The sequence below is a fragment of the Aestuariirhabdus sp. LZHN29 genome, assembly GCF_049985285.1.
Taxonomy (GTDB): Bacteria; Pseudomonadota; Gammaproteobacteria; order Pseudomonadales; family Aestuariirhabdaceae; genus Aestuariirhabdus.
In genome coordinates, this window is the sequence record NZ_JBNIEU010000001.1 from 470,153 (window position 1) to 485,462 (window position 15,310).

Here is a 15,310-nt window from a genome sequence, read left to right on the forward strand (position 1 = left end):
CGGGGGCAAACCTCCTTGGTTTAGTAAAGCGGTAGGGTCAACGCGAACCGGACTGCAAGCGACCCAGTTTGGGGGCCAGCTCTTTTAGTGCCCGCCGGTAAACATCCCGTTTAAAGGAAACCACCTGCCCCAGCGGGTACCAGTAACTCACCCAGCGCCAATGATCGAATTCGGGAGATTGACCACTGGCAACGTCCACCGAACCCTCATCGCCGGTTAGCTGCAACAGAAACCATTTCTGCTTTTGACCCACACAGATTGGATGTGAATGGCGCCGAATAAGGCGCTTGGGCAGCCGATAGCGCAACCACCCGCGAGTACATGCGATGATATTAACATCCTTTTCGCCCAACCCGACCTCTTCGGTCAACTCCCGGTAAAGCGCCTGCTCGGAACTCTCACTATCATTGATCCCCCCCTGGGGGAACTGCCAGGCTTCCTGCCCAATACGCTTAGCCCACAACACCTGGCCCTCGGGGTTAGCGAGAATTATGCCGACGTTGGGCCTAAAGCCATCTGCATCGATCAAAGCGATAATTCCTTAAAAATGGGAGAGAAACGAACTCTTAACCCACCCATTGTTCCACAACTGGCGCATTATCGGCAATCTCAGCCGCTCCCCTCCTGCATATTGGCTCAAAAGCCACTATCATAGCTCGCCATCAAGCACCCATAGGAAAGAGGTAAACTGTGGCACTGGCAATTTTTGATCTGGATAATACCCTGCTAGGGGGCGATAGCGATCACTCCTGGGGCGAATTCCTTGTTGAGCAACAGATCGTCGACGCGAAGGAGTATAAACAGGCCAACGACCGTTTCTACCAGCACTACTTAGAGGGAACCCTGGATATCCACGAGTTTCTTGGCTTTGCACTACGCCCGCTCAGCCAGCACAGCATGGAGCGGCTTAACCAGCTTCATGATGAGTTTATGCGCAGCCGAATCGAGCCCATGATGCTACCAAAGGCGATGCTACTGCTGCAGCAACACCGGGAGGCAGGCGATTTCCTGTTGATCATTACCGCAACCAACCGCTTTGTCACCGCACCGATTGGTGAACGACTGGGGGTTGATGAGCTCCTCGCCACCGATCCCGAGGTTATTAATGGCCGCTACACCGGCGAGGTCAGCGGTACTCCCTGCTTTCAAGAGGGCAAAGTGGAACGGTTGCAACAGTGGCTGGCCGATAACAACCACGACCTTGAGGGTAGCTACTTCTACAGCGACTCCTGCAACGACCTGCCCCTGCTCGAGCTGGTCGATAACCCGGTTGCCGTGGATGCCGATGCGCGCCTCAGCGCCATTGCCATCGAGCGAAACTGGCCACTTATCAGCTTGCGGGACACGGCATGAAGCGTTTTTTGGTGATCGCCGGGCTAGCCCTGGCAGCGGGCTGCGATCAAACCGCCACTTCGGAGCCCACTGCCAGCACCCACGACAGCACTACCGTCGAGGCCAGCCCCCCTTCGAGTTTCCCGTTGACACCTTTTAGCCAGCGCTACCTGCAGCAAGCTCGCCGCCACTGCGCCAGTGCCCTGTTCGAAGCCCAACAGTTGGAGCTGGCGATCCATAGCTTGTTGGCAGCAACGACTGGCGACAACCTGAAATCCACCCAACAACAATGGGAAAAAGCACAGGCGCGCTGGCTACAGTGCTCCCTGTTTAGCCACAGCGACGGGCCTCTGGACACTCCCGAGGCGGGAGACCCTTTCGCCTTCGCCACCCGCATCGGCAACTGGCCCGCCAGCGCTGGCTACGTTGATTCGACACCCGAATACCCCCATAGCGGCCTGGTTAACAGCCCTGACGTTAGCCTGACCCGAAGCAGCCTCCTGCAACAGCACCTGTTGACCGCCCCTAACGAGACCAGCGTAGGACTCTATGCATTGGAAGTACTGCTGTTCGGCGCTAACGCGTCACGCACTCTTGAGGAGCTGACTCCGCAGCCGGTCCAGCCCGAACAACTGGATACCCCACAACGACGCCGGGATTACCTGGCCCTGCTCGGGCAACTCTACGCCAGCGATCTCAAAACGCTGGTTGCGCGCTGGGACCCGGAACTGGCGAGCTACCCTAAGCAGCTGGCCGAACTCAGCCCTCCACAACAACAGCGTCTGCTGATCAATGGGCTAAGGCTCCGCTTGCTGGATATAGCGGAGGAGCTGAACGCACTTGAAGAGGAGGGAGAGGAGCGCTCCTCGCATCACGAGCAGCGTCTGAGTGTGCCACTGCAAGCCCTGCTCGTGCTGGCCGAAAACAGCGACACCAGCGCGGCACTGACGCAACGCGTTAAAGCGCTACTGGAAGAGAGCGCTAGTCCGGCCCAAAGCGACAAAGACACACAGCCTGAGGCAGCCCCATCCACCGGCTCCACACTGGCGGAGCAGATTGAGTCACTGGCGCGAGAGCTAAACGAGCTACTCGGTAACCCCTCGAATACGGTCACTGCGTCGGCGCAGCAACTCGACGGTCAGCAGCAGTAGCGTCGACATAATAATCAACAGGGTTGCAACGGCCAAAATCGTAGGGCTGAGCTGCTCGCGCATCCCTGCCCACATCTCTCGCGGTATGGTGCGCTGTTCGGTACCGGCGATAAAAAGCACCACGACCACTTCATCAAAAGAGGTGGCGAAGGCGAAAAGAGCCCCGGAGATGACACCCGGGCGAATCAGCGGAAAGGTTACTTTAAAAAAGGTGTGACGCGGATTGGCCCCCAAACTCGCCGACGCTTTCGTCAGGTTGTCATCAAAACCCACCAGAGTGGCGGTCACGGTGATAATCACAAACGGTATGCCCAGTACGGCGTGGGCCATAATAACGCCGAGGTAGGTCTGGGCCAGATTCACCTTGGTAAAAAAGAAGTACATGCTGGCTGCAGAGATGATCAGCGGCACGATCATTGGCGAGATCAACAACCCCATGATCGCACCTTTGAAGGGCATGTGACGCTGGCTTAACCCCAAAGCCGCCACCGTCCCCAGTGTCATTGCCAAAATCGTGGCACAGACACCAACAATCACGCTGTTCTTTATCGATAATCGCCACTCTGCACTGTCCCATATATTTTGGTACCAACGCAGCGAATAGGCCTCTGCATCCAGCCTCAGCATCCCTTCGGTGAACGTAAAGAACGGCTCCGCGTTAAACGAGAGTGGAATAATAATCAGGATCGGAACGATCAGAAACAGCAATACCAGCGCGCTGAAGAACCGCAAGCCATAATAGGTTACTGTTTCCAACGCGGTGGCGTGTACCGGCAAACTCATTTTTATTACCCCAACTTCATCTGACTGGCGCCTACCAGGCGGTTATAGACTCCATACAGCACCAGCACCACGGCCAGCAGACTGCCTGCCAGCGCAGCACCCAACCCCCAGTTCAACGAGGTCTGCATATGATAGGCAATCAGATTACTGATCATCTGTCCGGTACGGCCACCGACCAGTGCCGGCGTAATGTAGTAACCAATCGATAGAATAAATACCAAAATTGCACCGGCACTGAGACCCGGCAAACTCTGGGGAAAGTAAACTTTGAAAAAGGCATGCCCGGGTGTCGCTCCAAGCGAACGCGCCGCACGCATATACACCGGAGAGATACTTTTCATCACGCTGTAGGTGGGCAGAACCAGAAAAGGCAGCAAAATATGAGTCATCGCCACCACAGTACCAATCTGGTTGTACATCATATCCAGCGGTTCGCTGATAATTCCCGTCCAGAGCAAGAAGCTGTTTACCACTCCCTTGCCTTGCAACATAACGATCCATGCGCTGGTACGCACCAATAACGATGTCCAGAACGGCAGTAGCACCAGTATCATCAGCAAGTTACTCTTGCTGGGCGGCAATACCGACAATAGGTAAGCCAATGGATAACCCAAAATAATACAAAACAGAGTTACCATCAGGGAGAGCTTCAGGGTCTTGAGCAGCATATCGACATAGATCTGTCGAGATTCAGGCTGGGGGACGATCTCCCCGTTCACGTTATACTGCAGATCCAGTGCCGCCAGGTAATGGGTGGCCGTAAATTCACTGCTCAACACCTTAAACGCGCCCCAGGTTTCCATTTCACCCCAGCGTTTATCCTGCTGCAGCATAAATACTTTGTAGTCGCTGCCTTCATACCTCTTGAGCTTGCGCGCCGTTTTGGTCATCAGGCTACGCATACCGCTCTGCTCTGAATTGAGCCGATTGGCGATACGGCCAATGGTTTTTTGTTCCCGGGCCAACACCAGCGCTTTACCCACCGAGGCGAAGACCTCCTCACCAGGTATTTGCTGCTGGTCCCAGCGCTGCATCAACTCGGCAACCTCTGGCATATTGTCAACCAGAACGGGGTTATGGATGCTGCGATAGAGCATCTCGGCCAACGGGAAGACAAACGTAAAGAGCACAAACAGAACTAACGGCGCGACCAGTAGCAGCGCCCGAATTTTCAGGAATCGCTCCGCTTTTTTTAGCTTTCGTTTTAGCGCAGGGTCATTGACCTGCATGTTATCGGCCGGGGGGGCACTTGTGCTCATAGAGATCTCGGTAGTGCGATAAATCGATACAACAAAAAACGGGGGCGGACAGGCCGCCCCCGTAGACAACGATGTTTACTTGTTCAACCAGGCATTGAAGCGCTCGTTCAACTCGTCCTGGTTGTCCGCCCACCATGCGTGGTCAACCGGCACAGCCGTACCGTAGTTCGCCGGAGCCGTCGCCATGTGCGGCATCATCTTGTCGCTAACCAACGCGATGGATGATTTTCGCGCAGGAGCGTAGGAGATGTAGTTGGTCTGGTCCGCCAGACGCTTGGTATCGGTAGAGAACTTGAGGAACTCCATCGCCTTGTCGAGGTTTTTAGTGCCCTTAACAATGCCGAAGAAATCCAGCTCTGCGAACTGGGCATCCCAGATAATCTTAAAAGGTTTGCCCTCAACTTCAGCCGCGTTGTAGATACGACCGTTGTAGGCAGTGGTCATGCTGACTTCACCATCGGCAAGCAGCTGTACGGGCTGCGAACCCGCTTCCCACCACACGACGGAGGTTTTGATCTCATCAAGCTTGGCAAATGCACGGTCGACGCCGGCAGGAGTGCCCAGTACCTTATAAACATCAGCACCGGCAACCCCGTCAGCCAGCAAGGCACGCTCAAGGTTCACTTTAGGGGTTTTCTTCAAGCCGCGCTTGCCCGGAAACTCCTTGAGATTAAAGAAATCGACAAGTTTGCCAGGCTTCTTGCCCGCAAACTGGCTCTCATCATAGGCTACGATCTTGCCCCACACGATATTGGCCACGCCACAGTCTTCAAGGCCGCCATCGACGAAGTCATCGGTCGCCATTGCGCCATTGTCACCCTTGGGCAGGTCGGCGGGATCGATCTCTACCAGCAAGCCCTCATCGCAGGCACGGATGACATCGGCTTTCTCAAGATCAATCACGTCCCAGGTAACGTTACCAGCTTCCACCTGCGCCTTGATCTCGGCGATGCCCCCGCTGTAGTTCTCGGAGATGATCTTAGTGCCGGTCTCTGCGGTAAAGGGTTTATGGTACGCCTCGACCTGACTCTCGGTGTACGCGCCCCCCCAGGAGACTACGGTAAGATCTGCTGCGGATACCACACTCGATGCGGCAGCTACGGCTACAGCCAGAGGTAGCTTGGTAATCAATGCTTTTATTGTCATAACCCACTCCATTGTTGTCGTTTTATCGTTAGCAAATGGCATATACGGCCACCTCGGCCAATCCATTTTTTACCTTTCTTTTACTGCACAATATCCAGTGCACGGGCATCGCTGGATGACCAGGCCACCTGCACAGAATCTCCCTCTTTGAGGCCACTACTGGCCGCACTATTGGGCAGCTTGAGGATAAACTGCTCCTGCCCAAGTAAATTAATTCGCACCCGAATATGATCACCGTGGTAAATGCGTTCGCTTACTTGGCCAACAAAATGGTTGTCGCTACCGTTACTGGCGTTATCGAGCACCACCCGTTCCGGACGAATCGAAACGATAACCCTGGTGCCGGGAGCCTGCTCGGTAACGGCGGTAGCGCTCACCTGCTCGCCATTTACCCGTAGCAAGCAACGTCCGTTTTCATAGCGCTCCACCTCGCCATAAAGGACATTATTCTCGCCGATAAAATCGGCTACAAAACTGTTATTGGGGCGCTCATAGAGCCCCTGTGGAGTATCGAGCTGCTGCACGACACCACTATTAAAGACCGCAATACGGTCCGACATAGTGAGCGCCTCACCCTGGTCGTGAGTAACGTATACCACTGTAACTCCAAGACGCTCGTGAATATGCTTGATTTCGTATTGCATCTGCTCACGCAGCTGCTTGTCCAGCGCGCCCAGGGGCTCATCCATTAACACCAGGGTCGGCTCAAACACCAGCGCCCGCGCCAGCGCGACCCGCTGCTGCTGACCACCGGAAAGTTGCTTGGGGCGTCGATTCTCGAAACCTCCCAGCTCCACCATATCCAGCGCGCGCTTAACTTTCGCTTCAATATCGGCACGACCCATTTTGCGAACCTGCAGGGGATATGCGAGGTTTTCTGCAATGGTCATATGGGGGAAAAGCGCGTAGTTCTGAAACATCATGCCGATATTGCGCTTATGGGGGGCGATACGATTCACGGCGGCTCCGTTGATAAAAATTTCGCCGTGAGTGGGGGTTTCAAAGCCCGCCAACATCATCAAACAGGTTGTTTTACCAGAGCCGGAGGGACCGAGCATGGTGACAAACTCGCCTTTTTTGATATCAAGGTTAAATCCCTTAACGACCAGATTTTCGCCATCATAGGTCTTCTGTACGTTCTGGAAGCTGACGTACCTATCGCTTGCGTCTGACATTGAATCCTTTGCCGCGGATGAGCCCGCACATTAGTGTTACTGAGCCTGCAGAACGAAAAAAAGCCCGCAGGGCTGTTGCGATTATCAAACAAGATCCAGCGTGATAATGCAACCATCCCACCGGCAGGGCGCTCCAGCTCTTCAAACAAATCGTCGCAACGCACCCTTTTGGCGCACAAATCCCAATACCTCGCACCAGCTGGCGACGATCATTTACATCTCAGGGCATGCCCGCACCGTCACCGGATCCAAACAGGTGCTCCTAACGCAGTGCTCAGCCTCTACGGCATGGACACCCGACAAAAGATCGCTTTCAAATATTCGGTCTCCGGGATCGCAGGATGTATCGGGTGATCCGCTCCCTGATGCCCCTGCTCGATAATTTGAAGCTGTCGATCCAGATTGCGGCTTGATAGACGTAAAATATTAACCAGGTTGTCGCGCTGCAAGTGCATGGAGCAGGAGGCAGACACTACTACTCCGTTGTCCGTTAATAACCGCATCGCCTGTTCGTTAACTCGCCGATAGGCCTGCTCACCAGCCGTAATATCCTTGCGTCGCTTTATAAACGCCGGCGGATCAACCACGATCAGGTCAAAACGCTCCTGCGCTTCCCGTAGCTGCCTGAGCGCTGCAAAAGCATCCCCTTGCAGGGTTTCTACCCGATCACCTACTCCGTTCAGGCGTGCGTTCTCATGCACAGACTCCAGCGCCGGTGCCGACGCATCGATACAAACCACACCGGAGGCTCCGGCCGCAGCAGCCTGCACCCCCCAGCCGCCGATATAGCTGAACAGGTCAAGCACCCGCTTGCCCTTTGCATAGTGCTGCAGGCGCGCCCGCCCCATCCGGTGATCATAAAACCACCCCGTTTTCTGACCATCCAGAACCGGGGCCACAAAATCGACCCCGTTCTCCCGCAAGGGAACAGGGCCGCTGACCTCACCAACCACCACCTCGGTGTACTCTGTCAACGCTTCCGGACGACGCAACTGGCCGCTGTTTTTCAATACAATCGCCGCAGGATTTAATACCTCCTGCAGGGCCTCGACCACCGCGTCGCGCAACCTTTCCATCCCCGCGGTGGCGATCTGCACCACTAACACATCATTAAAGCGGTCGACTACCAACCCGGGCAAGCCATCACTATCACCATAGATAAGGCGATAACAGGGATCGGGAAACGCCAGCTCACGAAGCGATAAAGCCCGCTGTATGCGGTGCACCAGCAAAGGCTGGCCCAGCCCATGCTTCAAGTCGCGACTCACCATCCGTGCGCAAATCAGGGTATTGGGATTGACATAGGCAACTCCCAAGGGTTTTCCCGACGCGGTTTCAACCACCACCTGCTCGCCGGCCTCGAAACGGGTCAGCGGGGTCGCCTTGGTATCGACCTCGTTACTGTAAATCCATAGGTGACCGGCACCCAAGCGGCGGTCCGCCTTGGGCTTAAGACGCAACAGATTAAAACTCATAGTACGAGGCTCCGTCTGCCCCATGAGATCGGTCCCGGGCAGGGCATAGATAATAAAGAGCGGCCATTATACGCTCCACCATCGCGCTTACCATTAATCCCTGCTTTACTTGGGAGCAGCAGTCATCTCAATCATCCTGATTCCCCCGAGGAGGAAAAACATTGTCCACTGATTTCGTAGTTTCCATCATCGCCGACGATAAGCCCGGCCTGGTTGACTCCCTCGCCCAAACCGTCGTTGACCACCAAGGCAACTGGCTCGAAAGCCGTATGGCTCAGATGGCCGGAAAGTTCGCAGGCATTCTGCGCGTGAATGTCAGCGACGCTCATGCAACCACACTGAAAGACGCGCTGGAGGCGCTACAAACCGATGGTATTAAAGTCATCATCGAGAACGCCTCTGCAGAGCAGGGGGTGACCAGCCACGCACTGCTACTGAACCTTGTGGGTAATGACCGCCCCGGTATTGTGCGCGAAGTGTCGCAGGTGCTGAGCGCACAACAGGTTAACGTCGAAGACCTCTCCACCGAATGCGAGCCCGCCCCCCATACTGGCGAGATGCTGTTCCGAGCTCAGGCGCGCCTGCAGGTACCTCAACAGGTAGACATCGATACCCTGATCAGCACTCTGGAATCCCTCGCCGACGACCTGATGGTCGAAGTCTCCCAACCCTGACCATACCTCCGGGTGTGCAGCCCGCTTCCGACAGCTCCGAGCTCGCACCCGGCCACGCCGCTTGACCTGTAATCCCAGAGGCATATACTGGGAGATCACCCCTCTCAAAGAAACGCCCATTCCCCTTACAAAACAACGGGTTATAAAATATTTTTCCTGATTTTTTTGCCCTCTACGCTTTCCCTCCCCGATTTTTTATGTATGCTGGTAGAAGGGCCAACCGCAACAGGGGAGTCATGATATGTCACTATCACCTGTCGAAGTCTGGGGAATTGACCAGATTAATGTTGAGCAGATCGACAAGGATGGCAACAGCCAGCCGCTTTATGTCGAACACCGGTTCTTGCGGGACGATAAGGACGATCAGTTCCATACCGTGTTAGCTGAAGTAGGGTTCAACCCGAAATGGCGCTATATCGCGGTGGTCGCCCAGGATTACGATGCAGCCCAGGAACGCACCTACTACCACCTCGGCCACTTTCGGGATATCAAACAGGCCGAACGCCACATACGCCGCTTTCGACGCGACCCGGAGAACAGTGTGGTAGCGACCCTTCCGCTCATGTGTATGGAAGATGGCCGCTACCTGTCCCTTTACCAAACTGCGTATATGTCGGCGTTTGATAACGAATCCTTTACCGGCGTATTTGAGGCCGAACACGGGTGCTACTGCCTGATTGCGATACCCGATGTCCCCGGAGTTACCGGCATCATCTATGAGCCCAACAGCGGCATCCCTCGCTATGTCGGTAGCTTCGACAACGACCTGGTCAGCCCCGCCGTTAATGCACACAACAAAGTGCTGGTTCACCAAAGCAACATTACGCTGGCACAGGAAAATCGCGTGGCCAAGCGCTTCGAAGCCTACGAGTATTGCGAGCACTAATCATATTTTTAGGCTCGCGCTAAACGGCGCCCGGGACGGGCAAGTGCTGCAACCATTCGAGCGGCCTGGCGATATCCATCGCTAGCTCTGTGCTGAGTCGGGCAATTCGTTGCTCTGCATCTACATCAACGAGCAGGGGTTCACGGGCCGCCAGAAGCACGATATTTCCACACCGGGGAACGTCAATCAACGCAACATAGGGGAAACTGGCCCGTAACGGCATTAGCACCCTAAGCAGGTGCGCTACATCGAGCGGCAACAAATTTATCGCCAGGGTACCCCCCTCTGTCAGGCGGTCTCCAAGGGCACGATAAAACCCCTCCTGCTCCACCAGCTGGCTATGATTCTCCCCTTCGAACAGATCGCATAAAACCAGCTCGCAGGGTTGGGGGCTACCGCTCAAATAGTTTTCGACGCTGCAGGTTTCGACGGCACACTCCTCCGGCAGCGAAAAATAACGGCTCGCCAATGCAACCATTGCGGCACTACGCTCAACAGATAACAGTTCGGTATCGGGTAGCCTGCGATGAAAAAAGCGGGCTAACGCCCCCCCTCCCAATCCCAGGTCGAGAACGCGAGCAGGCGCGAGGCGAAAAATCAAAACACTGACCATTGCAAGCTGGTAATCGAGCAACAGCTGATCGGGAGCATCCAGACGCATCAACGACAGCAGTGAATTGTCCCCGACGTACAGCCACCGCAACCCCCGATCCTGATGCACTTCAAACAGCGTACACCCCTCTTGTTCACTGGCAATAAGAGCCTCACCGCTTTGACTCAATCGAACCAGCTCGTCAATATCAAGCGTCACATCCCCACTCCTGAAACGATGGGAGCCAACCCCTGCCGATGACCTACAAGCGCAATAACCACACCCCCACCGCCAACGTCAGCGCCGTGGCACCCCCATAGAATAACAATAGCGACAGGACAGCTGGCAACCGAATGTGTAAATCGGCCAGCCCATGATGTATTCGATGTGCAGCGTGATAGAGCGGCAAACAGATCCCCGCCATCAATATGATTTTCCCCATCCAGGAGGAGGCGAAGATGGTCGCACCCGAATAACTGAGGGCCTCTTGCCCTACCCAGCCAGCTGGAATGGCAACGCCAAGCATCAACACAACAACCGGCAGCAAAAACGCGGCGGCCATTCCACCAGCGCCAAACAAGCTCCACACAATCGGCTCGTGGGAACGCGAATATTTAGATTTCATAGCCCACCCCCCCACAAACCAAACAACACTGCCGTGATCGCAACGCAGCCTCCCCAATGCATAACCTCTACCCACGCCGGTGGCAACGGTTTTCCTCCAAGTCGTATCACAACAATGCGTGGAGCGAGACGAAACCAGGTGAGGGCGTGATAGAACAGGGCTGCCAACATCAGCAGATGCAACGGCATCGTTAGCGGACTCGTAACAGATGCCACCCAGTCGTGCCAGGCGAGGGGCCCCTGACTTAACCGAAGCACACCGACTGCAAGCATAATGGCGTACCCTGCGACCACCAGCGCAGTACCTTCGCGCAGCATGTAGTAAAAATAGTAGGGATTGTCGAGCCACCACCCTGACAACTGTTTGCGCCGATACGGGCGCCTGTTGGTAGGTGTCGTATCCTGCTTAGAGATCATCACTACCTCCTTTGGGTAGAACCTGCTTGGCATAGTCCAGTGCGCTAGCCGCCTTTCCCTGATTGATTGCAGCAGCAGGATCCACATGCTTGGGGCAAACCTCCGAACAATACCCCACGAATGTGCAGCTCCAGACCCCCTGTTCAGAATTGAGCAAGGGCATTCTCTCCTCCCGCCCCTGATCCCGTGAATCGCGCAGGTAGCGATACGCCAACGTCAAAGCAGCGGGACCTATAAATTCGGGATTACGCCCGAACTGTGGGCAGGCCGCGTAGCAGAGACCGCAATTGATGCACTGGGAAAACTGCTGGAAGAGCGAGACCTGTTGCGGTGTTTGCAAGTACTCCTGCTCGATGGCCACCGAGGTGTCCATCTCCGCAGGATTGTGCCGTAACAGATAGGGTTTTACCTCTTCAAGCTTACCCACAAAACTGCTGATATCTGCCACCAGATCGCGCTCGATTGGAAAATTATCAAGCGCCGCTATCCGCAACGAGCGATGCTCTCGCAGAAAGGTTTTGCAACCCAGTCTGGGCACACCATTAATCATAAACCCACAGCTTCCGCAGATCGCCATGCGGCACGACCAGCGAAAGCTCAGGCTGGAATCGATCTCATCTTTTATAAACTGCAGCGCCTCAAGCACAGATGTATCATCATTATAGGGAACACTAAAATCTTGCCACCATGGGTCCTTATCCTGTTCGGGCCGATAACGCTGCACACTCACGACCATCGACCTATTATTTGTCATGGCTGCTCTCCGGTGCTGATTCACTGTGCTCGGCGGCAGCGCCATATAAACGGGCCGCCGGTGCTGATTTTGTAATGACCACGTCCTGGTATTTTACAACCGGATCGTCGCCCTCGCGCCGGTAAGCGAGAGAATGTTTGAGGTAACGCTCGTCGTCGCGCTCACCAAACTCATCCAGGCGCTGATGGGAGCCCCTCGACTCCTTGCGAGCCAGCGCGGAATGTGACATAGCCTCAGCAACATCCAACAAGAATCCGAGCTCTATCGCATACAACCACTCGGTATTGAATACCGAACTACCGTCACTGAGACCAATCGACCCGTAGCGTTGCCTGAGCCCGGCGATGGTGGCACAGGTTTTTTGCATCCCGGTATGGCTTCGATAGATGCCAACCCCCTCCTCCATCGCTTCTGCCAGATCACGACGAATATGGGCCGGATTCTCATCACCTCTTTGGGTTCTCAGGGCGATCCACTTTTGAGCATACGTTTCGGCCATGGCGTTGATCCCCGTTGTATCAACAGCCTCGCAGCCGCGCGCATACTTCGCGGCCTGCTCCCCTGCGACCCGGCCCATAACGCACAGTTCAGCCAGCGAATTGGAGCCAAGCCGGTTTGCCCCGTGCAACCCCGAACTGGCACACTCCCCCACGGCGTAGAGGCCCGGCAGCTCGGTTTGCGCGTGAATATCGGTGCCGATCCCCCCCATGGTGTAATGTACCGTAGGCCGCACCGGAATCGGATCTCGTACGGGGTCGATGCCCATATACGCACCGGCCAACTCCCGTATAAAAGGCAATCGTTCGTTGATCTTTTGTGCACCGAGATGACGTAGATCGAGGTTCACCGCAGTGCCCCGCGAGGTTTCAATCACACGCCCCTTTTGCTCCTCATGCCAGAATGCCTGGCTGAGGCGATCTCTCGGGCCCAACTCCATCGTCTTGTTACGTGGCTGCCCGATAGGCGTTTCCGGCCCCAGCTCATAATCTTGCAGATAGCGATAACCGTCGCGGTTGGTAAGAATGCCCCCTTCGCCGCGACAGCCCTCGGTCATCAGGATACCGGTACCCGGTAATCCGGTGGGGTGATACTGGACAAACTCCATATCCCGTAAGGGCGCCCCGGCGCGATAGGCCAACGCCATGCCGTCTCCGGTCACGATGCCCCCGTTGGTATTGAAACGATAGACCCTTCCCGCCCCTCCGGTTGCCATGATCACCGCACGCCCGGTAAATCGAGTGAAGGTACCAGCAGCGATATCGACGGCCAGCACCCCCTGCACGCGGCCACTGTCCACCAGCAAGTCGGTACAGAAGAACTCATCAAAACGCCGTATAGAGGGGTACTTCATCGACGTCTGGAACAGTGTATGGAGGATATGGAAACCCGTTTTGTCGGCCGCAAACCAGGTTCGCTCGATCTTCATGCCGCCAAAGGCGCGCACATTGACACGGCCATCGTCACGCCGACTCCAGGGGCACCCCCAGTGTTCCAGCCGCAGCATCTCCTGGGGACACTGCTCAACGAAAAACTCCACCACGTCCTGGTCGGCCAACCAGTCGGCTCCGGAAACGGTATCGTTAAAATGGTATTCAAAACTGTCGTGGTCCTGCACCACACCCGCGGCGCCCCCCTCCGCAGCCACGGTATGGCTGCGCATTGGATACACTTTGGAGATCAGCGCAACACTCAACCCCGGGTCGCTCTCGGCAATCGCTATAGCCGCTCTCAGGCCGCCGCCACCGGCGCCGATAACCAATACATCCGCATCTACGTGATTCATATCGCTCCAGCCCTCCATGCCCGAGAAAGCTGAATCATGCGCCCATTGCGGGACTAAAACGGTGACTCATGACAGGTTTTTCAGGATAAAAGGAAGAATTGAGATCGAGGCCCCTGATAGGGGTGTTTCAGTAGCGCGTGTCGAGCGCCACAATCTCCGCCTCTATAGTGTAGCCCGAACTGGCAAGATCACGCGTTAGGGACTGCGTACGCAGCACCCCTGCAACCCGATAGGGTTGATCCAGATCTTCGATATAGATACGGCGCGCCGATTTTACGTAAATAACCTGATTTGAGGGCGGTGGTGGTACATGGACGCAGGCCCCGGCAAAGGGCACCAGCAAAAACTCTGCGAACTTTAGCGCTCCGTCATCGAGAGGAACAACGAAGCCCGTTACGGACACATTTTTTCCATCAAACGCTTCCACTACCGGTGCGCTGACCCACTCCGACCGCATCCTTTCAACCTGATGCTCACGCCGGGCATCTTTCAAACCACTGACATCGTAGCGCCGGGTTATCTCTCTCGCGGTGAAACCCTCAGGGATCAGGGCTGGCCACTCGACTATGTCGAACCGCTCCCAATCCACCGCCACCTCGCCTCCTCCGCAGCCACCCAGCAATACAGTGCAGGTAAGGGCAAGCGCTACGGCCAAGCCCTTTACGGATTGAATCGAGGTTGTTTTTGTACGCCGATCAATTATCACGGGGAATCCGGCCTTGATTAAAGGCTCCCAGTATAGCGCCACCGGCAGCACGGAGGCTAAACTCCCTGCAATGGGGTAATAATTGCAACGACCCGTTACCAGGGAGCACCATGCAACAGGAATCTGACGTGACTCGCTACCTGCTGGCCAAACCGGGCGCCTACGCCGATTACCCGTTCGGACCCGATGTACGGGTGTTCAAAGTGGCCGGTAAGGTGTTCGCCCTGTTCGATCCGTCACGACAGCCCGTGCGCATTAACCTTAAATGCGAACCCATGCAGGCGCTGGCGCTCCGTGATATGTTTTGCGCGATCGAGCCGGGATACCACATGAACAAAAAGCACTGGAACACCATCACCCTCGATGGGACTGTCCCGGAGGGGGAACTGTTGCGCTTATTCGATCTCTCTTTCGAACTGGTCGTAAGAGGGCTACCCAAAGCGAAGCGGGCGGGGCTTCTGGCTCCCTAAGTCGGTCACACTTCCAACACCCAAGCGCCACAGAATTTGGTGCCCATACCCCAGCCAGTTATGATACACCTGTTTTTATCACC

General features: G+C 55.6%; 17 protein-coding genes. 5 read left to right on the top strand and 12 right to left on the bottom strand.

The features are described from left to right. Window positions 1-37: 37 nt before the first annotated feature. A complete protein-coding gene (gene rppH / locus ACP3PW_RS02165) occupies window positions 38-529 on the bottom strand; it encodes an RNA pyrophosphohydrolase (protein ID WP_426415015.1) in 492 nt (163 codons plus the stop codon). A gap of 161 nt (window positions 530-690) precedes the next feature. Between rppH and ACP3PW_RS02170 the strand changes: the two genes are divergently transcribed. Together ACP3PW_RS02170 and ACP3PW_RS02175 are read left to right on the top strand one after the other, a co-directional pair. Beyond that, window positions 691-1,353 carry an HAD family hydrolase gene (locus ACP3PW_RS02170; protein WP_426415016.1) on the top strand — a complete coding sequence of 221 codons (663 nt, stop codon included), beginning with the start codon at window positions 691-693 and terminating at the stop codon, window positions 1,351-1,353. Continuing rightward, a complete protein-coding gene (locus ACP3PW_RS02175; RefSeq protein ID WP_426415017.1) occupies window positions 1,350-2,483 on the top strand; it encodes an imelysin family protein in 1,134 nt (377 codons plus the stop codon). The genes ACP3PW_RS02170 and ACP3PW_RS02175 overlap by 4 nt, the downstream gene beginning before the upstream one ends. Here ACP3PW_RS02175 and ACP3PW_RS02180 read toward each other — a convergent pair. The 5 genes from ACP3PW_RS02180 to ACP3PW_RS02200 all read right to left on the bottom strand — a co-directional run bounded on the left by ACP3PW_RS02180 (window position 2,418) and on the right by ACP3PW_RS02200 (window position 8,321). Continuing rightward, a complete protein-coding gene (locus ACP3PW_RS02180) occupies window positions 2,418-3,266 on the bottom strand; it encodes an ABC transporter permease (RefSeq protein ID WP_426415018.1) in 849 nt (282 codons plus the stop codon). The two genes, ACP3PW_RS02175 and ACP3PW_RS02180, sit on opposite strands and share 66 nt — an antisense overlap. 5 nt (window positions 3,267-3,271) lie before the next feature. Next, window positions 3,272-4,525, bottom strand: coding sequence for an ABC transporter permease (locus ACP3PW_RS02185; RefSeq protein WP_426415019.1), 1,254 nt, complete (start codon window positions 4,523-4,525; stop codon window positions 3,272-3,274). A 75-nt stretch (window positions 4,526-4,600) separates the two neighbouring features. After that, window positions 4,601-5,671, bottom strand: coding sequence for an ABC transporter substrate-binding protein (locus ACP3PW_RS02190; RefSeq protein WP_426415020.1), 1,071 nt, complete (start codon window positions 5,669-5,671; stop codon window positions 4,601-4,603). A gap of 80 nt (window positions 5,672-5,751) precedes the next feature. Next, the gene (locus ACP3PW_RS02195; RefSeq protein ID WP_426415021.1) at window positions 5,752-6,846 is read right to left on the bottom strand and encodes an ABC transporter ATP-binding protein; all 1,095 of its coding nucleotides are present in this window, start codon (window positions 6,844-6,846) and stop codon (window positions 5,752-5,754) included. Between the two features lie 281 nt (window positions 6,847-7,127). Beyond that, entirely contained in the window at window positions 7,128-8,321 is a 1,194-nt protein-coding gene (locus tag ACP3PW_RS02200) for a class I SAM-dependent rRNA methyltransferase (protein ID WP_426415022.1), read from the bottom strand. Between the two features lie 161 nt (window positions 8,322-8,482). Between ACP3PW_RS02200 and ACP3PW_RS02205 the strand changes: the two genes are divergently transcribed. Next, window positions 8,483-8,995: a glycine cleavage system protein R gene (locus tag ACP3PW_RS02205; RefSeq protein ID WP_426415023.1), complete on the top strand. Its 513-nt coding sequence runs from the start codon at window positions 8,483-8,485 to the stop codon at window positions 8,993-8,995. Between the two features lie 241 nt (window positions 8,996-9,236). After that, a complete protein-coding gene (locus ACP3PW_RS02210) occupies window positions 9,237-9,881 on the top strand; it encodes a hypothetical protein (RefSeq protein WP_426415024.1) in 645 nt (214 codons plus the stop codon). Window positions 9,882-9,900: 19 nt separating this feature from the next. Here the strand turns inward: ACP3PW_RS02210 and ACP3PW_RS02215 are convergent, their stop codons facing one another. From ACP3PW_RS02215 to ACP3PW_RS02240, 6 genes are all read right to left on the bottom strand, one after another. Next, on the bottom strand, window positions 9,901-10,692 hold the full coding sequence (locus ACP3PW_RS02215; protein ID WP_426415025.1) for a methyltransferase domain-containing protein: 792 nt from the start codon (window positions 10,690-10,692) through the stop codon (window positions 9,901-9,903). Window positions 10,693-10,735: 43 nt separating this feature from the next. Further along, window positions 10,736-11,098: a fumarate reductase subunit FrdD gene (gene frdD / locus ACP3PW_RS02220; protein ID WP_426415026.1), complete on the bottom strand. Its 363-nt coding sequence runs from the start codon at window positions 11,096-11,098 to the stop codon at window positions 10,736-10,738. Then, a complete protein-coding gene (locus ACP3PW_RS02225) occupies window positions 11,095-11,514 on the bottom strand; it encodes a fumarate reductase subunit C (RefSeq protein ID WP_426415027.1) in 420 nt (139 codons plus the stop codon). The genes frdD and ACP3PW_RS02225 overlap by 4 nt, the downstream gene beginning before the upstream one ends. Then, window positions 11,504-12,268 carry a succinate dehydrogenase/fumarate reductase iron-sulfur subunit gene (locus ACP3PW_RS02230; RefSeq protein WP_426415028.1) on the bottom strand — a complete coding sequence of 255 codons (765 nt, stop codon included), beginning with the start codon at window positions 12,266-12,268 and terminating at the stop codon, window positions 11,504-11,506. The genes ACP3PW_RS02225 and ACP3PW_RS02230 overlap by 11 nt, the downstream gene beginning before the upstream one ends. Next, window positions 12,258-14,051 carry a fumarate reductase (quinol) flavoprotein subunit gene (gene frdA, locus ACP3PW_RS02235; RefSeq protein ID WP_426415029.1) on the bottom strand — a complete coding sequence of 598 codons (1,794 nt, stop codon included), beginning with the start codon at window positions 14,049-14,051 and terminating at the stop codon, window positions 12,258-12,260. The genes ACP3PW_RS02230 and frdA overlap by 11 nt, the downstream gene beginning before the upstream one ends. 127 nt (window positions 14,052-14,178) lie before the next feature. Beyond that, complete coding sequence (locus ACP3PW_RS02240; RefSeq protein WP_426415030.1) at window positions 14,179-14,757, bottom strand: DUF3299 domain-containing protein; 579 nt, start codon at window positions 14,755-14,757, stop codon at window positions 14,179-14,181. Between the two features lie 110 nt (window positions 14,758-14,867). Here ACP3PW_RS02240 and ACP3PW_RS02245 point away from each other — a divergent pair, with 110 nt between their 5' ends. Further along, complete coding sequence (locus tag ACP3PW_RS02245; RefSeq protein WP_426415031.1) at window positions 14,868-15,227, top strand: MmcQ/YjbR family DNA-binding protein; 360 nt, start codon at window positions 14,868-14,870, stop codon at window positions 15,225-15,227. Window positions 15,228-15,310: the final 83 nt, after the last annotated feature.